This window comes from Desulfurobacterium pacificum (assembly GCF_900182835.1).
Lineage (GTDB): Bacteria > Aquificota > Aquificia > Desulfurobacteriales > Desulfurobacteriaceae > Desulfurobacterium_B > Desulfurobacterium_B pacificum.
In genome coordinates this window covers 1-22,298 of sequence record NZ_FXUB01000003.1, presented here as the reverse complement: position 1 = coordinate 22,298, position 22,298 = coordinate 1, and the positions used below count along the sequence as shown (strand labels likewise).

General features: G+C 42.3%; 23 protein-coding genes and 5 tRNA genes. 16 read left to right on the top strand and 12 right to left on the bottom strand.

Going from position 1 to position 22,298, the window contains the following annotated elements; translation table 11 throughout:
• Window positions 1-19: 19 nt before the first annotated feature.
• From clpP to QOL23_RS05345, 16 genes are all read left to right on the top strand, one after another.
• Window positions 20-622, top strand: a complete 603-nt coding sequence (gene clpP, locus QOL23_RS05420) for an ATP-dependent Clp endopeptidase proteolytic subunit ClpP (protein ID WP_283400567.1) — start codon at window positions 20-22, stop codon at window positions 620-622.
• Window positions 623-1,861 (top strand): bifunctional 3,4-dihydroxy-2-butanone-4-phosphate synthase/GTP cyclohydrolase II, encoded by a 1,239-nt coding sequence (locus QOL23_RS05415; RefSeq protein WP_283400566.1) that lies wholly within the window; start codon window positions 623-625, stop codon window positions 1,859-1,861.
• On the top strand, window positions 1,854-2,138 hold the full coding sequence (locus tag QOL23_RS05410; protein ID WP_283400565.1) for a hypothetical protein: 285 nt from the start codon (window positions 1,854-1,856) through the stop codon (window positions 2,136-2,138). The genes QOL23_RS05415 and QOL23_RS05410 overlap by 8 nt, the downstream gene beginning before the upstream one ends.
• On the top strand, window positions 2,075-3,055 hold the full coding sequence (pdxA, locus tag QOL23_RS05405; protein WP_345782582.1) for a 4-hydroxythreonine-4-phosphate dehydrogenase PdxA: 981 nt from the start codon (window positions 2,075-2,077) through the stop codon (window positions 3,053-3,055). The genes QOL23_RS05410 and pdxA overlap by 64 nt, the downstream gene beginning before the upstream one ends.
• 28 nt (window positions 3,056-3,083) lie before the next feature.
• Window positions 3,084-3,160, top strand: a tRNA-Thr gene (locus QOL23_RS05400).
• A gap of 5 nt (window positions 3,161-3,165) precedes the next feature.
• Window positions 3,166-3,251 (top strand) — tRNA-Tyr (locus QOL23_RS05395).
• 4 nt (window positions 3,252-3,255) lie between these two features.
• Window positions 3,256-3,332 (top strand) — tRNA-Met (locus QOL23_RS05390).
• A 4-nt stretch (window positions 3,333-3,336) separates the two neighbouring features.
• Window positions 3,337-3,413 (top strand) — tRNA-Gly (locus tag QOL23_RS05385).
• Between the two features lie 90 nt (window positions 3,414-3,503).
• The gene (gene leuD / locus QOL23_RS05380) at window positions 3,504-4,007 is read left to right on the top strand and encodes a 3-isopropylmalate dehydratase small subunit (RefSeq protein WP_283400564.1); all 504 of its coding nucleotides are present in this window, start codon (window positions 3,504-3,506) and stop codon (window positions 4,005-4,007) included.
• A 10-nt stretch (window positions 4,008-4,017) separates the two neighbouring features.
• Window positions 4,018-5,097, top strand: coding sequence for a 3-isopropylmalate dehydrogenase (gene leuB / locus QOL23_RS05375; protein ID WP_283400563.1), 1,080 nt, complete (start codon window positions 4,018-4,020; stop codon window positions 5,095-5,097).
• Between the two features lie 9 nt (window positions 5,098-5,106).
• On the top strand, window positions 5,107-6,123 hold the full coding sequence (locus QOL23_RS05370; RefSeq protein ID WP_283400562.1) for an aspartate-semialdehyde dehydrogenase: 1,017 nt from the start codon (window positions 5,107-5,109) through the stop codon (window positions 6,121-6,123).
• Window positions 6,124-6,131: 8 nt separating this feature from the next.
• Window positions 6,132-6,491, top strand: a complete 360-nt coding sequence (locus tag QOL23_RS05365) for a roadblock/LC7 domain-containing protein (RefSeq protein WP_283400561.1) — start codon at window positions 6,132-6,134, stop codon at window positions 6,489-6,491.
• A 178-nt stretch (window positions 6,492-6,669) separates the two neighbouring features.
• Window positions 6,670-7,362 carry a metal-dependent hydrolase gene (locus tag QOL23_RS05360; RefSeq protein WP_283400560.1) on the top strand — a complete coding sequence of 231 codons (693 nt, stop codon included), beginning with the start codon at window positions 6,670-6,672 and terminating at the stop codon, window positions 7,360-7,362.
• Complete coding sequence (locus QOL23_RS05355) at window positions 7,363-8,112, top strand: patatin-like phospholipase family protein (RefSeq protein ID WP_283400559.1); 750 nt, start codon at window positions 7,363-7,365, stop codon at window positions 8,110-8,112.
• Window positions 8,103-8,381, top strand: a complete 279-nt coding sequence (locus tag QOL23_RS05350) for an acylphosphatase (protein ID WP_283400558.1) — start codon at window positions 8,103-8,105, stop codon at window positions 8,379-8,381. The genes QOL23_RS05355 and QOL23_RS05350 overlap by 10 nt, the downstream gene beginning before the upstream one ends.
• A complete protein-coding gene (locus tag QOL23_RS05345) occupies window positions 8,356-9,369 on the top strand; it encodes a LysM peptidoglycan-binding domain-containing protein (RefSeq protein ID WP_283400557.1) in 1,014 nt (337 codons plus the stop codon). The genes QOL23_RS05350 and QOL23_RS05345 overlap by 26 nt, the downstream gene beginning before the upstream one ends.
• Here QOL23_RS05345 and QOL23_RS05340 read toward each other — a convergent pair whose 3' ends face one another.
• The 12 genes from QOL23_RS05340 to QOL23_RS05285 all read right to left on the bottom strand — a co-directional run.
• Complete coding sequence (locus tag QOL23_RS05340; RefSeq protein ID WP_283400556.1) at window positions 9,370-9,546, bottom strand: twin-arginine translocase TatA/TatE family subunit; 177 nt, start codon at window positions 9,544-9,546, stop codon at window positions 9,370-9,372. It lies immediately after the preceding gene.
• A gap of 91 nt (window positions 9,547-9,637) precedes the next feature.
• Window positions 9,638-14,047, bottom strand: coding sequence for a DNA-directed RNA polymerase subunit beta' (gene rpoC, locus QOL23_RS05335; RefSeq protein ID WP_283400555.1), 4,410 nt, complete (start codon window positions 14,045-14,047; stop codon window positions 9,638-9,640).
• A gap of 58 nt (window positions 14,048-14,105) precedes the next feature.
• Window positions 14,106-18,437 carry a DNA-directed RNA polymerase subunit beta gene (gene rpoB, locus QOL23_RS05330; protein WP_283400554.1) on the bottom strand — a complete coding sequence of 1,444 codons (4,332 nt, stop codon included), beginning with the start codon at window positions 18,435-18,437 and terminating at the stop codon, window positions 14,106-14,108.
• 116 nt (window positions 18,438-18,553) lie between these two features.
• Window positions 18,554-18,931, bottom strand: a complete 378-nt coding sequence (gene rplL, locus QOL23_RS05325; RefSeq protein ID WP_345782581.1) for a 50S ribosomal protein L7/L12 — start codon at window positions 18,929-18,931, stop codon at window positions 18,554-18,556.
• 39 nt (window positions 18,932-18,970) lie between these two features.
• The gene (rplJ, locus tag QOL23_RS05320) at window positions 18,971-19,504 is read right to left on the bottom strand and encodes a 50S ribosomal protein L10 (protein ID WP_283400552.1); all 534 of its coding nucleotides are present in this window, start codon (window positions 19,502-19,504) and stop codon (window positions 18,971-18,973) included.
• A 179-nt stretch (window positions 19,505-19,683) separates the two neighbouring features.
• A complete protein-coding gene (gene rplA / locus QOL23_RS05315; RefSeq protein WP_283400551.1) occupies window positions 19,684-20,406 on the bottom strand; it encodes a 50S ribosomal protein L1 in 723 nt (240 codons plus the stop codon).
• 56 nt (window positions 20,407-20,462) lie between these two features.
• Window positions 20,463-20,888 carry a 50S ribosomal protein L11 gene (rplK, locus tag QOL23_RS05310; protein ID WP_283400550.1) on the bottom strand — a complete coding sequence of 142 codons (426 nt, stop codon included), beginning with the start codon at window positions 20,886-20,888 and terminating at the stop codon, window positions 20,463-20,465.
• A gap of 19 nt (window positions 20,889-20,907) precedes the next feature.
• Entirely contained in the window at window positions 20,908-21,648 is a 741-nt protein-coding gene (nusG, locus tag QOL23_RS05305) for a transcription termination/antitermination protein NusG (protein ID WP_283400549.1), read from the bottom strand.
• 13 nt (window positions 21,649-21,661) lie between these two features.
• Entirely contained in the window at window positions 21,662-21,844 is a 183-nt protein-coding gene (gene secE / locus QOL23_RS05300) for a preprotein translocase subunit SecE (protein ID WP_283400548.1), read from the bottom strand.
• 89 nt (window positions 21,845-21,933) lie between these two features.
• Window positions 21,934-22,009: transfer RNA gene (locus tag QOL23_RS05295), tRNA-Trp, on the bottom strand.
• Window positions 22,010-22,030: 21 nt separating this feature from the next.
• On the bottom strand, window positions 22,031-22,195 hold the full coding sequence (gene rpmG, locus QOL23_RS05290; protein ID WP_013538330.1) for a 50S ribosomal protein L33: 165 nt from the start codon (window positions 22,193-22,195) through the stop codon (window positions 22,031-22,033).
• 15 nt (window positions 22,196-22,210) lie between these two features.
• Window positions 22,211-22,298: EF-Tu C-terminal domain-related protein (locus QOL23_RS05285; RefSeq protein ID WP_283400239.1), on the bottom strand; the 88-nt coding region annotated here is incomplete at its 5' end.

Below are 22,298 nucleotides of genomic sequence, written 5' to 3'. Positions count from 1 at the left end.
AGCACACTGGAGGAATCAGATGGAAGAAATCTTAAATCAGTTCGTTCCCATAGTTATTGAACAAACAGGTAGAGGCGAAAGAGCTTACGATATCTATTCAAGACTTTTAAAAGACAGAATCATAATGCTCGGAACGCCAATAGATGACCACATCGCAAACCTTATAGTAGCTCAACTCCTCTTTTTAGAGGCAGAAGACCCTGAAAAAGACATTTACCTTTACATAAACAGCCCCGGTGGAGTGGTAACTGCAGGACTCGCCATATACGACACCATGCAATACATTAAACCGGACGTTGTAACGATATGCATGGGACAGGCAGCAAGCATGGGTGCAGTCCTTTTAGCAGCAGGGGCTAAAGGTAAAAGATTTGCTCTGCCTCACGCCCGCATAATGATTCACCAGCCATTAGGTGGATTTCAAGGACAGGCAAAAGACATAGAAATTCACGCTAAAGAAATCTTAAGACTTAAGAAAATGCTCAACGAAATACTTTCAAAACACACAGGACAATCCCTGAGAAAAATAGAAAAAGATACAGACAGAGACTTCTTTATGAGCGCTGAAGAAGCAAAAGAATACGGCATAATAGACAAAGTCCTCACAAAGAGAGGAGAATAAATGGTAAAGGGCAGATTCCCCTTAGACAGAGTGGAAGAAGCAATAGAAGAAATTAGGAAAGGAAATATTGTTATAGTCGTTGATGACCCTAATAGAGAAAATGAAGGCGACTTGGTAATAGCAGCAGAAAAAGTAACGCCAGAAGCCATAAACTTTATGGCAAAGTTCGGAAGGGGATTAATCTGCCTTGCTCTTCCAGAAGAAAGGTGTGACGAATTAGGCTTTGAACCCATGACTCCTAAACCAACAGACCCTAAAGAAACAGCCTTTTGTGTTTCTGTTGACGCTCACCCCAAGTTTGGAACTACTACCGGTATTTCTGCACACGATAGAGCAATAACTATAAAAAGAGCAGTTTCTCCAGACGCCAAACCAGAAGATTTCGTGAAGCCCGGTCACGTCTTCCCCTTGCGCGCAAGAAAGGGAGGAGTTCTTAAACGCTCAGGACATACAGAAGCAGCCGTTGACCTTGCAAGACTCGCAGGGCTCTACCCGGCAGGCGTTATCTGCGAAATTATGGATGAAGACGGCACTATGATGCGCCTTCCCAAATTGATAGATTACGCCCGCAAGCACAACCTAAAAATCATCTCCATCGCCGACCTTATAGAATACAGAATGAAAAGCGAAAGCTTAGTAAGGAAAGAAGCTGAAGCGAACCTCCCAACACCTTACGGCACCTGGAAAATCCACGCCTACACCTCCCTCGTTGACGGCAAAGAACACGTAGCCCTTACAATGGGTGAAATAAAAGGGGACGAACCCGTTTTGGTAAGAGTCCACTCTGAATGCCTCACAGGCGACGTCTTCGGCTCTTTAAAGTGCGACTGCCGCTCCCAGCTTCACAAGGCAATGGAAATGATTTCAAAAGAAGGCAAAGGCGTTATCGTTTACCTAAGGCAGGAAGGCAGGGGCATAGGGCTCGTCAACAAAATCAAAGCTTACCATCTTCAAGACCACGGCTTTGACACGGTAGAAGCGAATGAAAAGTTAGGCTTCCCAGCCGATATGAGAGATTTCGGCATAGGCGCGCAGATATTAAGAGATTTAGGCGTCAGAAAGATGCGCCTGATGACAAACAACCCCAAAAAACTCATCGGGCTTGAAGGTTACGGTCTTGAAATCGTTGAAAGAGTTCCGTTAGAAGTTGGAATTTGCGAACACAACATAAATTATCTTAAAACAAAAAAAGAAAAGTTAGGACACCTATTAAACCTAAAGGAGGGAAACAATGGATAACGTAAACATAAATCAGGAAGTTAAAAACGAACTTGAAAAACTTAACAGCTACATAAACAGCTTCGTAACAGGGCTCGTCCAGCAGTATGAAGAAAAAATCGCAAACCTTGAAAACAGAGTAGAAGAGTTAGAACAGGAAAACATAGAGCTAAAATACAAACTCCGTCAGCTCAGCAACGACCTCAAAAACCTAAGCGAAAAAATAGCTTCTGAATTCTTAAGAAGAGCAGAGGAAACCCTTCAGGAGGTAGAAAAATACAACAACCAACAGCAATAGGCATAACGTTAGGTGACCCTTCAGGCGTAGGGAGCGAAATACTATTAAAATCTCTAAACTTCCTTCGCTCCCTTCCCTATAAATTCCTTATCTACGGCTCTAAAAGCGCCCTTTCATACTACGCTAAAGCGTTAAATCTTCCTTTCAATCTACCCCCAAACGCCAGCTTAATAGAAACCTATCCGCTTAAAACAACAGTTCCTGGAAAACCAGACTTTGACGCAGCCAAAGCACAGATAGAGTACATAAAAAAAGCAGTTGAAGACGCTAAAAAAGGAAAAATAAGCGCAATCGTTACCCTCCCCATAAACAAAGAAACCGCAGCAAAGGGCGGATTTAAATTCCCCGGCCACACAGAATTTTTAGCTCACCTCTTTGGCACAAAAAACTTTGCAATGATGCTGGCAAACGAAAAGCTGAAAGTCGTTTTAGTAACCACCCACGTAGCTCTAAAAGACGTTCCTAAACTCATCACCGAAGAAAAAATCCTCACCACCCTCCACCTCATCCACAAAACCCTCAAAAACCCAAAAATCGCCGTTGCAGCTCTCAACCCCCACGCAGGCGAAGGTGGACTGTTCGGAGACGAAGAAATAAAAATAATCGCGCCGGCAGTAGAAAAGGCAAAAAGTGAAGGAATAAACGCCGTAGGACCCATCTCCTCAGATACCGTCTTTGTAAGAGCCGTAAAAGGAGAGTTTGACGTAGTCCTCTGCATGTATCACGACCAGGGACTAATTCCAATAAAACTTTTGGGGTTCGGAAACTCGGTAAACGTAACGTTAGGACTTCCCGTAATCAGAACTTCCGTTGACCACGGAACAGCCTACGACATAGCAGGCAAAGGCATAGCAAACCCTGAAAGCTTCCAGTTAGCCGTAAAAACGGCAATAGACCTCTTGACAGCCACAAGCTGAAACCTATATTATTCTGCGTCCACGATGTGCCGGCTTAGCTCAGCTGGCTAGAGCGGGTGACTTGTAATCACCAGGTCGGGGGTTCGACTCCCTCAGCCGGCACCATACGTGGAGGGGTGGCCGAGTGGTCAAAGGCAGCGGACTGTAAATCCGCCGGCTTACGCCTACGCAGGTTCGAATCCTGCCCCCTCCACCACTGACGCGGGGTAGAGCAGTCCGGTAGCTCGTCGGGCTCATAACCCGAAGGTCGCGGGTTCAAATCCCGCCCCCGCAACCAATGAGCGGGCGTAGCTCAGCTGGCTAGAGCATCAGCCTTCCAAGCTGAGGGTCGCGGGTTCGAATCCCGTCGCCCGCTCCATTTTATTTTCCCCTCCTAAAATCCCCACCATTTACCTTCCCTCCTTCACAAGCTATAATTCCCCTAACAAGTTTATCTCAGGAGGAACAAATGTCCGAAACCTTAAAAGGAAGAGCATTTAAATTCGGTGACGATATCAACACAGACGAAATCATTCCCGCAAGATACCTAAACACCTCAGACCCTCAAGAATTAGCAAAACACGTAATGGAAGACGCAGACCCGGAATTTCCCAATAAAGTTCAAAAAGGCGACATCATCGTTGCCGGCAAGAACTTCGGCTGCGGTTCTTCAAGAGAGCACGCTCCAATAGCCATAAAAGCAGCAGGCGTTTCTGCAGTAATAGCAAAATCCTTTGCAAGAATCTTTTACAGAAACTGTATCAACATCGGTCTTCCAATATTTGAATCTCCAGAAGCTGTAGAAGGAATAGAAGAAGGAGACATCGTTGAAATAAACCCGGAAACCGGCGTAATCAAAAACGTAACAAAAGGAACAGAATTCAAAGCCAACCCAATTCCGCCGGACATAAGAAAAATCATGGAAGCAGGCGGACTTATGGAATACGCAAAACAAAAGTTAGGTCTCAAGTAAGGAGGGCAAGTTGAAAGAGTTCAAAATAGCGGTCTTACCGGGCGATGGGATAGGACCAGAAATAGTCAAGCAGGCAGTAAAAGTTATGGACGCCGTTTCAGAAAAGTTCGGCGTAAAGCTCAAATACGAATACGCTTTAATCGGCGGTGCAGCAATAGATGAAACAGGTATCCCGTTTCCCGAAGAAACAAAAGAGATAATCCTATCTTCCGACGCCGTTCTCTTAGGTGCAGTAGGAGGACCGAAGTGGGATAACCTCCCATTTGAGATTCGCCCCGAAAGAGCGCTCCTTGGAATGAGAAAGCTCCTCAACGCATTTGCTAATCTAAGACCAGCTAAACTTTACGATGAATTGATAGACGCCTCTACACTAAAGCCAGAAGTGGTAAAAGGCGTTGACATAATGGTAGTTAGAGAGCTTACAAGCGGCGTTTACTTCGGCATCCCCAGGGGAATTTTCGTCGATGGAGATGAAAAGGTTGGAATAAACACGCTTCGTTACTACGAGCACGAAGTTGAAAGAATCGCAAAAGTTGCTTTTGAAGTTGCAAGAAAGAGAAACAAAAAAGTAACGAGCGTTGACAAGGCAAACGTTTTAGAGGCAACAGTCCTCTGGAGAGAAGTAGTTGAAAGAGTCCACAAAGATTACGAAGACGTTGAACTTGAGCACATGTACGTTGACAACGCAGCAATGCAGATAATCAGATATCCAAAGCAGTTTGATGTAATCGTCACAACCAACATATTCGGCGACATTCTTTCCGACGCCTGCGCAATGCTCACAGGTTCGCTAGGAATGCTGCCTTCTGCGTCCATCGGCGGCAAGATAGGACTCTACGAACCAATTCACGGTTCAGCGCCAGACATCGCAGGACAGAACATCGCAAACCCAATAGCCACAATTAACTCCGTTGGAATGATGTTTACCTATTCCTTTGACATGCCGGAAGTTGAAAAGGCAATAGATACAGCAGTTAAGAACGTTTTAGCAAAAGGCTACAGAACAAGAGATATCTACTCCGAAGGAACAAAGCTGGTATCAACTGAAGAGATGGGAGACCTCATAGCTGAAGAAATTAAGAAGATGTAGGAGTTTAAGATGAAAGGTTACAGAGTAGCCGTTGTCGGTGCAACCGGGGCAGTCGGACAGGAAATGATAAAAACTCTTGAGCAGAGAAACTTTCCCGTTTCTGAAATAAAGCTTTTAGCGTCTGCCCGTTCAGCAGGAAAGAAGCTGAAGTTTAAAGGAGAAGAAATAACGGTAGAAGAACTAAAGCCGGAAAGCTTTGAAGGAATAGATATCGCCCTCTTTTCTGCCGGCGGTGACAGGAGCAAGCAGTTCGCACCAGAAGCTGTTAAAAGGGGAGCAGTAGTAATAGACAACAGCTCTGCCTTTAGAATGGAGCCTGACGTTCCCCTCGTTGTTCCTGAAGTTAATCCAGAAGACGTTGAGTGGCATAAGGGAATAATCGCTAACCCCAACTGTTCTACAATCCAAATGGTAGTAGTTTTAAAACCGCTGTACGACGTTTCAAGAATAAAAAGAGTTGTTGTTGCTACTTACCAAGCCGTTTCCGGCGCTGGCGCACAGGCAATTGAAGAATTAAAAGAACAGTCAAGAGCTGTTCTTGAAGGAAAACCCGTTCCGCCTCCAAACAAAATACCAAAACAGATAGCGTTCAACTGCGTTCCCCATATAGATAAGTTCTTCCCTGACGGCTACACGAGAGAAGAGATAAAGATGATAAACGAAACGAAGAAAATCATGCACGACGACGAAATAAAAGTTTCTCCAACGTGTGTAAGAGTTCCAGTATTTATTGGTCATTCAGAAGCCATAAATATTGAATTTGAATCTCCGATATCCGTTGAAACAGCAAGAGAGGTTCTCTCAAAAGCTCCAGGTGTAACAGTCATTGATGACTTTGAAAACCTGCAGTATCCAACGCCGATAGATGTTGCAGGCAAGGACGACGTTTTAGTTGGTAGAATAAGGAAAGATGATACAATAGAAAACGGACTCAACCTCTGGGTTGTGGGGGACAACCTGAGGAAAGGAGCAGCTCTCAACGCTGTTCAAATAGCCGAGCTGCTCGTTGAAAAAGGACTTGTTTAGAGGGGAAAATGGAGGAACTTTTAAAAAACATTGCGGATGCGAACCCTGAAATTGTCGCCCTCTCAGTAATAGATGAAGAGGGCATAATCGTTTATAACTATGTAAAAGAGGGCGACAGCATAGATGCTGAAGAAATAGCCGTTCAGTTAGTTCATCCACTAAACAGGCTTATAGAGCTAATTCAGGACGTCTCAGATGAGAAGGAAGACCTCGAAGAACTTATTATGTTTACAACCAATCACGTTTTATTCGCTTACAAATTGGTGAATGAAACGTACTTAGTTGTATTAGCTAAAAAGGATGCCCTTTACGGCAAAGTGAGGTTCAGGGTTCGCTCCAAGCTCCCTGAAATCGTTGAAGCGCTGTAGGAGGGTTCTTGAAGGAGTATAATTCAGGAGGCTTACATGAACTTGGATATATTGATGTTTGCATCATTTACCATTGTAGCTCTCTTCGCAATTTTTGCAATGCTTTACGCACTGAGTCCTATAGAACAATAATCGTTCCTTTTGTCTGAACTTTTTCCCAACCACTAAGGAGGGTGCCATGGCAAAGCTCTGGTATTTAGGACACTCAGCCTTTTATGTTGAAGGTGAAGGTATAAAAGCACTTATAGACCCATTTTTAAACGGTAACCCTTGGAACATTGCAAAACCTGAAGATTTCAGCGACTTAAATTACATTTTCGTTACCCACGCCCACGGAGACCATTTAGGTGATACGATAGAAATCGCTAAAAGGACAGGCGCAACGGTAGTTTCCATATTTGAAGTATGTCAGTACTGCAACCTGAAAGGCGTTGAAAACATTCACCCAATGCACATCGGCGGAAGCTATACTTTTCCGTTCGGGAGGGTTAAGTTAGTTCCCGCAGCCCACGGCAGCTCCGTAATAGAGGACGGAGAAGTTAAAACCCTCGGTTGCCCATGCGGAATGCTCATAGAAGTGGAAGGAAAAACCATTTACCACGCAGGCGATACAGGTCTTATAGCTGATATGGAACTTATTGGAAAGTACGAAAAAGTTTCTATCGCTTTGCTCCCAATAGGCGGAAACTTTACGATGGATATAAGAGATGCAGTAATAGCTGCAGAGTTGGTGAAACCTGAAGTGGCTGTTCCAATGCACTTTAAAACCTGGCCTATAATTGATGCAGACCCTGAAAAGTTCAAAGAGTTAGTTGAAAGCAGGGGTATTAAATCGTTAGTCCTCAATCCAGGTAAAGAACTGGAATTTTAAATGAAAATCGGCGTTACTCTATCGGGCGGCTTCGTTAAGGGAGTCGCCCACATCGGTTTTTTAAAAGCCCTTGAAGAGAAAGGAATTGTTCCATCGGTAGTCAGCGGTGCAAGCGCCGGTGCAGTAGTGGGTCTTTTGTACTGCGCAGGTTTCTCGCCAGAAGAGATTCTTGAAATAGCGAAAACTACAAAGTGGAGAGAATTAGCAAAGCCGTGTTTGAGGGGAGGATTTTTCAAGCTTTCCGGATTAGAAGCAAAACTCAAAGAGCTAATCGGTGACATAACTTTTAACGAGCTAAAGATTCCTCTTACCGTTACAGTAATCAACCTTAAGACACTAAAAGTTGAATTCATAAACTACGGAAAAGTCATTAAACCAACTGTAGCTTCTTGCAGCGTTCCCCCTCTCTTTGCTCCTGTCAAAATAGGAAAAAATTTTTACGCTGATGGTGGTATAAGAAATTGCCTTCCCGCCGAAGCACCAAAAGCTTACGGTTGCTCTCTGAACATATGTTCCAACGCTAACACTCCTTCCAAAAAATTTAACCCGAATTCCATTTTAGATGTATCTTTGCGAGCGTCTTTGGCTGGAATACTTGAAAATCAAGAATCAAGGCATAGATATTGTGATATCATGGTTTCTTATAAGTTTAATTACTCACAGTTTGACTTTTCAAAAGTTGAAGAGTTTTTCTACGAAGGCTATAGAAAAACCCTAAAAGCAATAGAGGGTTTTGAAAAATGGCTGTAAAAGCTTTACACGCATTCGTATCAGGTAGAGTTCAAGGAGTTGGATACAGAGCTTTTACAAAAAGAGTAGCACGTTCCTTAGGTTTAAAAGGTTTTGTAAGGAATCTACCAGACAGTAGAGTTGAAGTTTACGCCGAAGGAGAAGAAGAAAAACTTAAAGAACTCTTAGAAAAACTCTACGAAGGACCTTATTTTGCAGACGTTAAGAACGTAGAATACACATTTTCAGAACCAAGAGGTCAGTATGAGGACTTTATTATCCTTTATTAGCGCGTTTCTAATAACAGTATCAACTGCTAATGCACTTACCTATACCGTCAGAAAAGGCGACTCGTTAGGAAAAATAGCAAAGAGATTCCATACAACGGTAACGTCGTTAAAAAAAATAAATCACCTGAAAAGCAACGTTATATATCCAGGGCAAAAACTTAAAATTCCTTCAAGCAGTGAAAAAAACAAACAGAGATACATAATCTACAAGGTCAAAAGAGGAGACTCACTCAAAAAGTTAGCAAAACGCTTTGGAACTACCGTAAGCGAAATAAAAAGGATAAACCACCTGAAAAAAAACGTCATTTATGTAGGGCAAAAACTAAAAATCCCCACCAAAACACCACACCCCACCTACAAATCTCAAAAAATTTCTTCATCCAAAAATGAAGTAAAGTACTCCCCTAACGGCTTAATGAAAGTTCCAGTTTACAAATATTATCGGGTAAGGAGAGGAGACTCTATCCTTAAAATAGCCAAGAAGTTCCGCGTATCTCCAAGAATGATTATTAGACTTAACCACCTAAGAAAACCTTACATCATCAGACCGGGACAAAAATTGAAAATTTTAGTAGGCTACAGAGACGTGATTAAACTCAACAGACCTATAGAGTTTCATTTCCCCCTTGATGGAAGGGTTGACCCAACCGTCAGAGAAAAAGGGTATCCTGGTATATTCATAATTGGAAAAGTAGGGCAAAAAGTCAGAGCTGCAGAAACAGGCATAGTTAAATTTGCCGGCAAAGAAGACCATTTCCTTAAAGCCTACGGAAAAACCGTAATTATTCAGCACCCGGAAGGTTATAGAACAGTCTACAGCAACCTTGACCAGATTTTCGTAAAACCGAAGCAGGTTGTAAAAAGAGGAGAAGTTATAGGTACTGCGGGAACCTCAGGAGACTGGGGAAAACCTGGTGTATATTTTGAAATAAGTAAAGTCTATAAGAACAAGGTATATCCCATTAATCCTCTTGAGGTTTTAAAGTAATTACTTCACGACTTTTATAACCGGTTTCTCTTCCTTTTTCTCCTCCTCCACTTCCTCTTCCAAACCTCTCTTAAACTCCTCCTTGGCTTTAAAGAAAGCTTTTACAAGGTTAATAATTTTATCCCAACCAAAAATTACGCCAACCACAACTAAAAGAACGAAAATTTTAAAAAGCAACTACCACCTCCAACTCAGTTTTACAATTTCATTATAACAATAAAAAAAGGGGGAGATAACTCCCCCTTGAAAACTCAAATTCTTTAGGAACCTACTCTTTAGCTTCTTCACAGTACTGCCACGTAACCTTCCTGTATTCCTTTCTACCAGTTCCAGCAGGGATAAGTCTTCCAATAATTACGTTCTCCTTCAATCCTCTCAAGTAATCCCTTTTACCAGCTATAGCAGCTTCAGAAAGAACTCTTGTAGTTTCCTGGAATGAAGCAGCAGAGATAAAGGAATCTGTAGAAAGGGCTGCCTTTGTAATACCTGTAAGAACAGGTCTCGCCTTAGGCGGTCTCTTACCTTCTTTAAACAACTGCTCTCTTACTCTTTCAAACTCTTCCCTGTCAACAACCTCTTCAACTAAGAAATCGGAATCACCAGTATCCTCAATCCTTACTTTAGAGAGCATCTTCCTGATAATCACTTCAAAGTGCTTATCGTTGATATCAACACCCTGAGCGCGGTAAACAGACTGAACTTCATCAAGCAAGAACCTTGCAACTGCACGCTCACCTAAAATGTTCAAGATATCGTGAGGATTAAGTTGCCCGTCTGTAAGAGGTTCTCCAGCCTTAACGTAGTCACCAGTTCTAACGTAAATGTATTTTCCTTTCGGAACTTCGTACTCTCTCTTAACTCCCGTTTCAGGGTCAAGAATCGTAATAATCTTCTTGTTTCTTTCCGTTTCTATGTAAACCTTACCGCTAATCTCAGCTAAAATAGCTGTATCTTTCGGTCTTCTCGCTTCAAAGAGCTCTGCAACTCTTGGAAGACCACCTGTAATGTCTTTAGTTCCGCCAATCTTTCTCGGAAGTCTTGCAAGCTGTTCACCGATATCAACTTTCTGCCCTTCCTTAACCATTATACGAGCACCAACAGGGAGCGGATAGAAGTCAACTACTTCACCATTTTCATCTACAAGTTCTATCGTTGGTTCGTAAGGAAGAGTTCTGTATTCAAGAACTACTGGTTCTGTTTCAGAAACAGTAACACCAGGAATGATGTCTTTATATCTAACAATGCCTTTCCTGAGTGCCAAGATAGGAATAGCGTGAGGGTCCCACTCAGCTAAAATCTGCCCAGGCTCAACCTTGTCTCCATCTTTAACTCTCAAAATAGCAGCGTAAGGAAGGTCATAACGCTCTAAATGTTTACCTGTTTTCTCATCAACAACCGCAATCTTACCTGCTCTGTTGATAACAATTACTCTGCCTTCTTTATCTGTAATTGTATTGACGTCAAATATCCTTACAACGCCAGCATGCTTGGCTCTGTATTCAGATGCTTCAGCACCGCGCATAGCAATACCACCAATGTGGAACGTACGCATCGTAAGCTGCGTTCCCGGTTCACCGATAGATTGAGCAGCAATAATACCGACAGACTCTCCAAGTTGAACTGGTCTTCTTCTCGCAAGGTCTCTACCGTAACATTTAGCACAAACACCAAACGGAGCACGGCAGGTAAGAACAGACCTAATCTTAACCGTATCTATACCTAAGTCCTCTATTCTCTGAGCAACTTCATCTGTAATCTCTTCATCCTTCTTAACCAAAATTTCGCCAGTTACAGGGTCAACGATATCTTCCGCTGCATACCTTCCGGCAATCCTCTTGGCAAGTGGAATAACGATTTCACCAGCTTCCATGAGAGCAGAAACTTCTATACCGTCATCACATCCACAATCTTCCATAGTAACGATTACATCCTGAGCAACGTCTGCCAACCTTCTTGTAAGGTAACCAGCATCTGCAGTTTTAAGAGCAGTATCTGCAAGACCTTTTCTCGCACCGTGAGTTGAGATAAAGTACTCAAGAACTGTCAGCCCTTCACGGAAGTTAGAAATAATCGGCGTTTCAATAATCTCACCGGAAGGCTTAGCCATAAGACCTCTCATACCGGCAAGCTGACGAATCTGTGTCTGGCTACCACGAGCACCAGACTGAAGCATCATAAACACAGGGTTAAACCTACCGTCGTTAGGCAATCTTCCACGGGAGTTAAGGTCGTGGGTTTTCATGTAATCCATCATATCGCGAGTAAGCTGTTCAGTAACTCTTGTCCATATATCAACTATCTTGTTGTAACGCTCATCTTTAGAAAGAAGTCCTTTTCTGTATCCTTCCTCAATCTCAGCAACTTCTTTCTTGGCTCTTTCAATAAGCTCTTTCTTAGAAGGCGGAATGTGAAGGTCATCTATTCCAATGGAAAGTCCACCTAAAGTAGCCTGAATAAATCCAGCTTCTTTGATTCTATCAAGCATATCAACTGTTACTTCGTTACCCATCTTCTTATGAATGTCGGCGATAAGCTCAGCAACCGCTTTCTTGGTCATAACCTTATTGATGAAAGGATAGTTTTCAGGAAGCAACGTATTGAACTTCACTCTACCTACAGTAGTAGTAACGACTTCAGGTTTTCCAGAAGCACTCTTTTCGGCAGGTATCTTAACCTTTATGCGCGCGTGAAGCTCAACTTCGCCCAAATCAAGAGCTTTAAGAACTTCATCTATAGAAGAGAATACCTTTCCTTCTCCTTTAGCTCCAGGTTTTTCAAGAGTCATATAGTAGAGACCTAAAACCATATCCTGAGATGGAACAGCTAACGGCTTACCGTGTGCAGGTGAGAGAATGTTCTGAGTAGAAAGCATCAAAGTATAGGCTTCAAGCTGTGCCTCCAAGGAAAGCGGAACGTGAACCGCCATCTGGTCACCGTCAAAGTCTGCGTTGAACGCCGTACAAACAAGCGGGTGAAGCTTAATAGCTTTACCTTCAACCAAGACAGGTTCAAACGCCTGAATGGAAACCCTGTGAAGCGTCGGCGCACGGTTGAGAAGAACTGGATGCTCCTTAATCACTTCTTCAAGGCACTCCCAAACCTCAGGCTCCTGCCTTTCAACCATTTTCTTGGCTTGTTTAACCGTGTTGGCGTAACCTTTCTCTTCAAGCCTTCTGTAAATAAACGGCTTGAAGAGTTCAAGCGCCATTATCTTTGGAAGACCGCACTGGTGCATCTGAAGTTCAGGACCAATAACGATAACGGCACGACCGGAGTAGTCAACTCTCTTACCTAATAAGTTCTGTCTAAATCTACCCTGCTTACCTCTTAAAACGTCAGAAAGGGACTTTAGAGGATGTCCCTTAGAAGACTTAACCGGTCTTCCTCTTCTTCCGTTATCAATCAAAGTGTCAACAGCTTCTTGAAGCATACGCTTTTCGTTTCTAATAATAATGTCAGGAGCATCAAGCTCTATAAGCCTTTTAAGTCTATTGTTTCTGTTAATTACGCGCCTATAGAGGTCGTTAAGGTCAGAAGTTGCAAACCTTCCACCTTCAAGTGGAACAAGTGGACGGAGTTCTGGTGGAAGAACGGGTAAAACTTCAAGAACCATCCACTCAGGTTTGTTGTTGGATTTCAAGAAAGCTTCAACAATCTTCAATCTTCTAACAAGTTTTTTAAGTTTAGCTTCTGTTGTATCTTTTCTTGTAGCTCTTCTGATTTCTTCCTTTACAAGTTCCTTACTCTGTATCTTGCCCTGCTCAACCAAGAAGTCAACGTACCACTCTAAAGCTTTTCCACCTTTTTCTACTTCTATTGAGAACTTTTCTCTGAGTTTCTTATATTCGTTATAGTCAATAATCTGTCCTTTATCTAAGCCTGAATCTCCTGGGTCAGTAACAACAACCAAAACGTTCTTTACAATTCCAACAATCGTATCTTCAGAAAGTCCTGTATAATAAGCAAGAGTATCTACAGCAGCCTTAAAAACGTTAGGAAGACGCTTCTGTAGGTCAGCGTTAATAGAAGAAATCTCACCGGAGTACATTTTAATTTCTTCGCGGAGCTCTTCTGCAAGCTCCTCAAGGTCAACTCTTTTCAAAGCTTCTTTTATACCCGCTGCTCCAATACCTACTTCAAAAGCTTCTTCGCCCAACTCTTCTACTTTTTCCCTGTACTCTTCTTCTGTAAGAATCTGGAATCTTTCAAGTCCTGTTTCTTCTTCATCTCCCGGGTCTAAAACGATATAGCTTTCAAAGTAAACAACCCTTTCCACTTCTCTAACAGAAAGTCCTAATAACGCACCTATCTTACTCGGAACAGACTTAACGTACCAGATATGCGTACACGGAGCAGCAAGCTCTATATGCCCAAACCTTCTACGTCTCTCTTTAGAAAGCGTTACTTCAACACCACATCTATCACAAACAACGCCGGCATATTTAGAACCTCTGTACTTACCGCACAAACACTCCCAGTCACGAACAGGACCGAAAATTCTGGCACAGAAAAGACCGTCCCTTTCAGGCTTTAAAGTTCTATAGTTAAGCGTCTCCGGAAGCTTAACTTCGCCGTAAGACCATTCCTTAATCTTTTCCGGAGATGCAAGACCAATTTCAATCGCATCAAAATCAAAGGTTTTGGGTTCTTCAGAAAACACGATTTCTCTTTTGCTCACAGGAACCTCCTGTATCAATAATGGTTTAAAAAGCGGGCAGGAAACCTACCCGCTACAATTAATTTTCAGTACCTTCTTCCTCTTCCATCTCTTTGATGAACCTTACGTCAAGAGCAAGAGCCTTGAGTTCTCTCACGAGAACGTTGAACGACTCCGGAAGTCCTGGCTCAAAGGAGTATTTACCTTTAACGATTGCTTCATAAACTCTTGAACGACCCTCAACGTCGTCAGACTTAACGGTGAGCATTTCCTGAAGTGTATAAGCAGCACCGTAAGCTTCAAGCGCCCAAACTTCCATTTCACCAAATCTCTGTCCACCGAACTGAGCCTTACCGCCAAGAGGCTGCTGAGTAATGAGAGAGTAAGGACCAGTTGAACGAGCGTGAATCTTATCGTCAGCAAGGTGAATGAGTTTAAGCATATACATGTAACCAACAGTCACGTTCTGGTCAAACGGTTCACCTGTTAAACCGTCGTAAACCGTAAGCTGTCCGGTTTCAGGAAGTCCAGCTCTTCTCAAGAGCTCTTTAATTTCCTCTTCTTTAGCACCGTTAAAGATTGGAGACTCAAACTTAATGCCTTTAGAAAGTTTCTTGGCAACTTCTCTCAACTCATCATCAGAAAGAGAATCTATAAGCTTACTGATTCTTTCATCGTTGTAGATTGCCTTAATCTCCTCTCTTACCTTGTCAAGTCCTGCTTTCATAAGACGTTCAATCTTCTTACCAAGCTCTTTAGCAGCAAGACCAAGGTGAACTTCAAGAATCTGTCCAACGTTCATACGGGAAGGAACACCAAGTGGGTTAAGAACTATGTCAACAGGTGTTCCGTCTTCAAGGAACGGCATATCCTCAACCGGTCTAATCTGAGAGATAACACCCTTGTTACCGTGACGACCGGACATCTTATCACCGATAGTGAGCTTACGTTTTGTAGCTATGTAAACCTTAACCTTCTTGTTAACGCCGGCAGGAAGGTCGTGTCCCATTTCAAGGGCAGCTTTTTTCTCTTCATAGATGTTCTCAATTAAAGCAATCTTATCTACTGCTTTGAGACGAATCTTCTTGAGTTCTTCTGCAACTTTGTCGTCGTCTATAATGGAAGGCTTTCTGAGGGCGAAGAACACAAGCTGTTCAACGTTGTCTTCTGTGATTTCTTCACCGGCAGAAATCAGAAGGTTACCGGAAGCATCTCTTACGTCTTCTTTTACCCTCTTACCCAAAATGACTTCTGCAGCCTTTCTGTCTCTATCTTTCTTGATTAAAGCGATTTCTTCCTGCTTCTCTCTTTCTAACTTAGCCTTTTCTTCGGCTTCTATAAGCTGAGTTCTTGGGTCTTTCTTCTCACCCTTTCTGGAAAGAATCTTAACGTCAATTACTACACCTTCTACGCCGTGAGGAACGTAAAGGGAGGAATCTTTAACGCCTTTAGCTTTCTCACCGAAAATCGCCTGAAGGAGTTTCTCTTCAGGTGTGAGAACCTGTTCTCCTTTCGGTGTAACCTTTCCAACTAAAATGTCTCCAGGTTTAACGTACGTTCCTATTCTTACAATTCCAGATTCATCAAGGTTTCTGAGAAGAGATTCAGGAACGTTTGGAATGTCTCTTGTTATCTCTTCCCTACCAAGCTTAGTTTCAACTGCTTCACACTCAAATTCCTGTATATGAATAGAAGTATAGACATCGTCTTTTAAGAGCCTTTCACTAACCAAAATGGCGTCCTCAAAGTTGTAACCTCTCCAGGGCATAAAGGCAACTAAAACGTTTTTACCCAAAGCTAATTCGCCGTTATCCATTGAGGGACCGTCAGCAATTATCTGTCCTCTCTTAACTCTATCACCTTTTCTAACGATAGGTCTCTGGTTAATACAGGTTTTCTGGTTGGATTTCTGGAATTTCTTAAGTTCATAAACGTCAAACCCTGTATCAACGGAGATTCCGCCTTCTTCTATCTCTTCCGGATCAACCCTTACAATGATTTTATCGGCAGTTACGCTTTCAACAACGCCAGACCTTTTAGCTACAACTGCAGAACGGCTGTAGAGTGCAACTTCTTCCTCCATTCCCGTTCCGATAAACGGAGCTTCCGTCTTTATAAGAGGAACAGCCTGACGCTGCATGTTTGAACCCATGAGGGCACGGTTAGCGTCGTCGTGTTCAAGGAACGGAATGAGAGAAGCAGAAACGGAAAAGACCTGTTTTGGTGAAACGTCCATAAACTGAACTTCTTCTCTGCGAACCAGTTTAAACTCTGCCTTATGACGTGCCATTACTGTATCGGCAGCAATGTAGCCGTTCTCATCAAGAGGCGCGTTAGCCTGGGCTATAACGTAGTTTTCCTCTTCATCTGCAGTCATATAAACGATTTCATCTGTAACTTTTCCATCAACAACTTTCCTGTAAGGAGTTTCAAGGAATCCGAGCCAGTTTATCCTTCCGTAAGTTGTTAAAGAGTTGATAAGACCGATGTTCTGTCCTTCTGGCGTTTCAATAGGACAGATACGACCGTAGTGGGACGGGTGAACGTCACGAACTTCAAATCCAGCCCTTTCCCTCGTTAAACCGCCGGGACCTAAAGCGGATAGACGTCTTTTATGAGTGGTTTCTGCCAGTGGGTTAGTTTGGTCCATAAACTGACAGAGAGAAGTTAATGTAAAGAATTCTTTTAGCGGATTTAAAGCTGTTCTTGGATTGATAAGGTCTTGAGGCATTACAGAATCTATATCTGCAACGGCAAGCTTTTCCTTAACAGCCTTTTCAAGTTTGAAAAGACCGGACTTAAAGGCTATCTCGGCAAGTTCGCCAACGCCTCTAACCCTTCTGTTACCTAAATGGTCTATATCATCGTATTCTCTAATACCTGCGTGAACTTCAAGGAGAGCTTTAATGGCGCCTACAATATCTGCCTTGTGAAGAATCCTTCCGGCATCGTCGTAGTCAGGTTCTACCGGAATTTCTTCTACGTTAGGAAGAGCAGAAAGCTTTAAAGCAGTTTCTGCGTTTATCAAAGTACCGGCTGGAACAACGATATCCCCTTCTTCGTTGCAGATATCCTTTGCAACTCTTAAAGGTGGTAGCCAATCTATGTTTTTGAGGTCTTCCTTTGTAATTTTTTCAAGTTTCTCTTTCGGATAGACTTTCTCGTTGATTTTTGCCCTTCCAACGCGGGAAAGGTCGTAGTTTTTAGTGCTAAAGAACATGGATTCAAATAGCTTTTTGGCGCCCTCAACAGTTGCCGTATCACCTGGTCTTACCTTTCTAAATATTTCGACGTAGGCAGCAATGAGAGGGTCTTCTATCTTCTCTCTAACTCTGTCTCTCTTCTCTTTTCTGAGAGTGTTGACAATGACGGCGCCGTAGGGGGTGGATTTTTTATTTATAGCCTTAAACTCTGCTCCTTCCGGAAGTTTTCTGGAACTTGTAGAAAGTTCTTCATAAGCTTCCTGTATAACTTCTCCCGTTTCAGGGTCAATAATATCGGAAACTAAATAATATCCAGTAAGTTCTTCTTGAGACTTAACTTCCCCGGTTTCAACGTTTACTATCTCACCGTTCTCTACTCTAAACGTTTCTATCTTATCGCCGTAGAATATATCTAAAATCTCTTCATCAGTTCTGATACCAAAAGCTCTTAAAAGGTAAGTTCCAATAAACCTTCTCTTTCTATCTATCTTGGCGTAGAGAACTTCGTTATGGGGTATTTCAAACTCAAGCCATGAACCCATTGCAGGAATAATACTCGCAATATCAATAATACGAGCGACTTGAGTGGTTTTAGAAACTTCATTCTTAAAGAAAAGACCCGGAGACCTATGAAGCTGACTAACAACAACTTTTTCAGTACCATTTATAATAAAAGTTCCCCTTTCAGTCATAAGGGGAACCTCACCAAAGTACATTTTATTTTCTTTAATAATAGGAGCTATCTTCCCACCGGTTTTTGGGTCTTTCTGCCATACGTGAAGCTCAAAGAGAACTCTTAAAGGAGCAGAATAATCTATTCCTCTTTCTTTACATTCATCGGGAGAATATTTAGGACGGAAAACAACTTCCATTCCACATTTCGGACAAACTACTCCCTTACCACCAAGTCCCTGAAATCTTCCACACTTACAGTACCAGTCACCTATTTCATAACCTTTATAATGTATCTCAACGCCTGTCGCCTCATCCACAATAGGAAATGCCTGTCTAAACGCAGATTCCAACCCTACATTTTCCCTTTCATGAGGAGCTTTGTTAAGTTGCAGGAATCTCTCGTAAGATTCAAAAGGGAATTGAAGTAAGTCAGGAATTGGGAACTTTTCTTCCCTTTTAGCAAAACTCTTTCTTGGTAAAGATTTTATAGAGATTTTTTCTTTGGAAGGAGCAGTTTTTTTAACTTTTCCCATACTTGACCTCGTCTTTGTTTAAGGTTTTTGGTGGGCTAAATAGCAGAAGGGAGACTACCCCCATAGGCAGTCTCCCGGCAGGTAAATTATATTCCTGTCTGCTGTAAAGTGCAAGCTTACTTGATTTCTACTTCAGCACCGGCTTCTTCAAGCTTCTTCTTGATTTCCTCAGCTTCCTCTTTTGAAACTCCTTCCTTAACAGGCTTTGGAGCATTGTCAACAAGCTCTTTTGCTTCCTTAAGTCCAAGTCCTGTAATTTCTCTAACTACCTTAATTACGTTAATTTTCTTAGCACCTGGAGCTTTAAGGATTACATCAAACTCAGTTTTCTCCTCAGCAGCAGCTCCAGCGGCACCACCAGCAGCTACAGGACCAGCAGCAGCTACAACAGGCATGTCAGAAACACCAAACTCTTCTTTAATTGTGTTGATGAGGTCAACAAGCTCAAGAACTGTCATGTTTTTGATAGCTTCAATAATCTGCTCCTTTGTGATTTCAGCCATTTTACTCCTCCTATGGTTAATTCTAAATTTTTAAGCGTTAGCTCCTTCTTTCTCAGCCTTAACGTTTTCAAGAACTGTAACGAGTTTTGTAAATAGGTTCTCAAGAGACCAAGCAATAGCGTTAACAGGATATTTAAGAGTGAACGCAAGTTGACCAAGAAGCTCTTCTCTTGATGGAAGCTCTGCAAGTTGCTTAATCATTTCATAATCAGCAACTTTACCCTCTACAACGGCAGCTTTAAACTGTAATTTAGAATCATCACCACTCATGAACTCTTTTAAGGCTTTAGCAGCTGCAACGATGTCTTCAAAGGCAAACACAATTCCGGTAGGACCTACAAAGGCATCCTTAATTTGTTCAACAGGAGTACCCGGATACGCATACCTCATAAGCGTGTTCTTTACAACCTTATATTCGGCACCAGCCTCTCTAAGTTTGCGTCTGAGAGCGTTACTTTCAGCTACCGTCATTCCTTGAAAGTTGGTAAGGATTACTAAAGGAGCTTTTTCAAATTTCTCTTTTAATTCCTTAACTATCTGTTCTTTATGTTTTCTCGTTTTCAACGGAGTTACCTCCTGAAGGTTTTAAGGCGGGACGTAGAGGGAGGGATTGGACGGAAAGATGGACTCTCCGGTCTCAAGTAGGCTGCCTGTCGGCATTTAAGCTTTCCGCACCTACCCTCTACGACCGCTTACGTAAAACTGCAGCGCTAATCTTATTCAAAATTTAAAAATTGTCAACCTTACTCAGCAGTCTGTGCTCTATTAATGGCATCAAAAATATCAACTTTTACGCTTGGGTCCATAGTAGCAGAAACGGCAACGCTCTTTACATACTGCCCCTTAGCACCTGAAGGCTTAGCAGCCAAAATCGCTTTCATCAAAGCAACAGCGTTCTCAAGCAGTTTTTGTTCATCAAAAGAAACTTTTCCTATAGGAGCGTGAACGATACCTGCCTTTTCAACTTTAAAGTCAACCTTACCACTTTTTGCTTCTTTTACAGCTTTCGCTATATCAAAAGTAACTGTTCCAGTTTTAGGGTTAGGCATAAGCCCGCGCGGACCTAAGATTCTTCCCAACCTACCAACTTTACTCATCATATCAGGAGTAGCAATCAGAACATCAAAGTCAAGCCAGCCCTGCTGAATTTTTTGAATAAGGTCGTCACCGCCAACGTAATCTGCACCAGCTTCTTGAGCTTCCTTCAGCTTCTCTCCTTGAGCAATAACGGCAACTACTCTTTCCTTCCCTAAACCGTGAGGTAGAACAACGCTTCCCCTAACCATCTGGTCTTGGTATTTAGGGTCAACGTTCAGTCTGACCGCCATTTCTACTGTCTGGTCAAAATTCCTCTTAGTTACATCAGCCATCTTCTTGACGAGAGAAATGGCTTCATCAAGTGGATAGAGCTTGTTCCTATCCACCAACGCAAGGGCGTTCATGTACTTTTTTCCATGCTTCGGCATCTTTTCCTCCTTCGGCTTTTTATTGCCTCCCACCTAAAAGGTGGTAAAAATAAAAGTTAATCAACTACTTTTACACCCATGTTTTCCGCTGTTCCAGCGATAATTCTCATCGCTGCTTCTATATCGTAGCAGTTCAGGTCTTGCATCTTTTGCTCAGCAATCTGTCTGAGTTGTTCCTTCGTAATTTGACCAACCCACTCTTTTTTAGGCTGATGAGCACCTTTCTCAATTCCAGCTGCCTTCTTAATAAGAACAGAAGCTGGTGGGGTCTTAAGAACAAAAGTAAAAGACCTATCAGCATAAATAGTAATGATAACTGGAATAATTAGTCCCTTCTTGTCTGCTGTTGCAGCGTTAAAGGCTTTTACAAACTCCATAATGTTAACACCATGCTGACCTAAAGCAGGACCAACAGGTGGTGCTGGCGTTGCTTCACCAGCAGGAAGTTGCAACTTAACTTCCGCCACGACCTTTTTAGCCATAATATCCTCCGCCGTATCTTTAGCTTATTTTTTCAATCTGGTCAAACTCCAATTCAACTGGAGTTTGTCTATCAAAAATGTTAACCAAAACTATAACCTTTTCGCGTTCGGCGTCAATCTCAGAAATTGCACCTTCAAATCCAATAAACGGTCCCTCTTTAATCTTGACTTTATCACCGACTTCAAACTTAAACTTCTTGACCTTAGGAATTCCTTTCTTAAGCCTATCTTTTATTGCTGCCACTTCTGATTCAGGAACCACAACTGGCTTACCTGCAGCACTTACAAAGCCCAACACTCTTGGAACTCTTCTGATAACGCTTTGAAGATTTTTATCAAGGTCAGCCTTTATGAAGATATAGCCTGGATATAATCTATCTCTTAACTCTATTTTAGCTTCTACTTTGTTTTCGGGACATTTTATCTTTTGTCCTACTTTTTCTATGGGTTTGTCTGGAATGCATTTCTTTTTCTCACACTCACAAGACTCTACCCAAACTTTTCCACCTTCTATTCTAAAAACAACTTTTTTTCCTTCTTCTCCTTCCAACTCATAAACCTTAGGCTCTTCAGACCTTAACGGTAATTCCCCCTTTTCCTTTCCTTTAACCTTGAAAACAACTTTCTCAACGGCAGGTACGAATATCTCTTCAACTTTATCGTCAAGCCCTTCTTCTTTTAAAGCTTTCATAATGTTAGCTTTCACTCTATGTTCAAATCCAGACTGAACGTGAAGCGAATACCACTTCTTATCACCCATTACTTTATCTCCCTTATTTAGCGATTATCAGTTGAAGCCCCTGAGCAAATATAAAATCCAATATCCAGAAGTAAACAGCTACTACTGCACAGAAAAAGACAACACCTATAGTGGCTTCAACAACTTCTTCTTTAGAAGGCCAAGTGACCTTGTCTAATTCCTCTTTTACTTCCTTTAAAAATTGCAGAGGTGACATTCTCCCTCCAGTTTACCCTTAACAGGGCAAATAACAAAAATATCAATTTATTGTTTGGGGATTTTATAAGGAAAAGGAACAAAAATAAATGGCAGGCCAGGAGGGACTCGAACCCCCAACCGCCGGATTTGGAGTCCGGTGCCCTGCCAATTGGGCTACTGGCCTACCTGCGAGGTGAAATATAAACTATTTCACCTCTCTATGCAAGGTATGTTTGTTACACCACGGACAATACTTTCTTAACTCAAGTCTATCCGGTGTATTCCTTTTATTCTTTGTAGTTGAATAGTTTCTTCTCTTACACTCAGTACAAGCAAGCTGTATTATCTCACGAGGTCCTTTCTTAGCCATCTTTGTCTCCCCTTATTAATCAAGAATTTCTGTAACTACTCCAGCACCTACCGTCCTTCCACCTTCACGAATAGCAAATCTTAACCCTTCTTCTATAGCTACA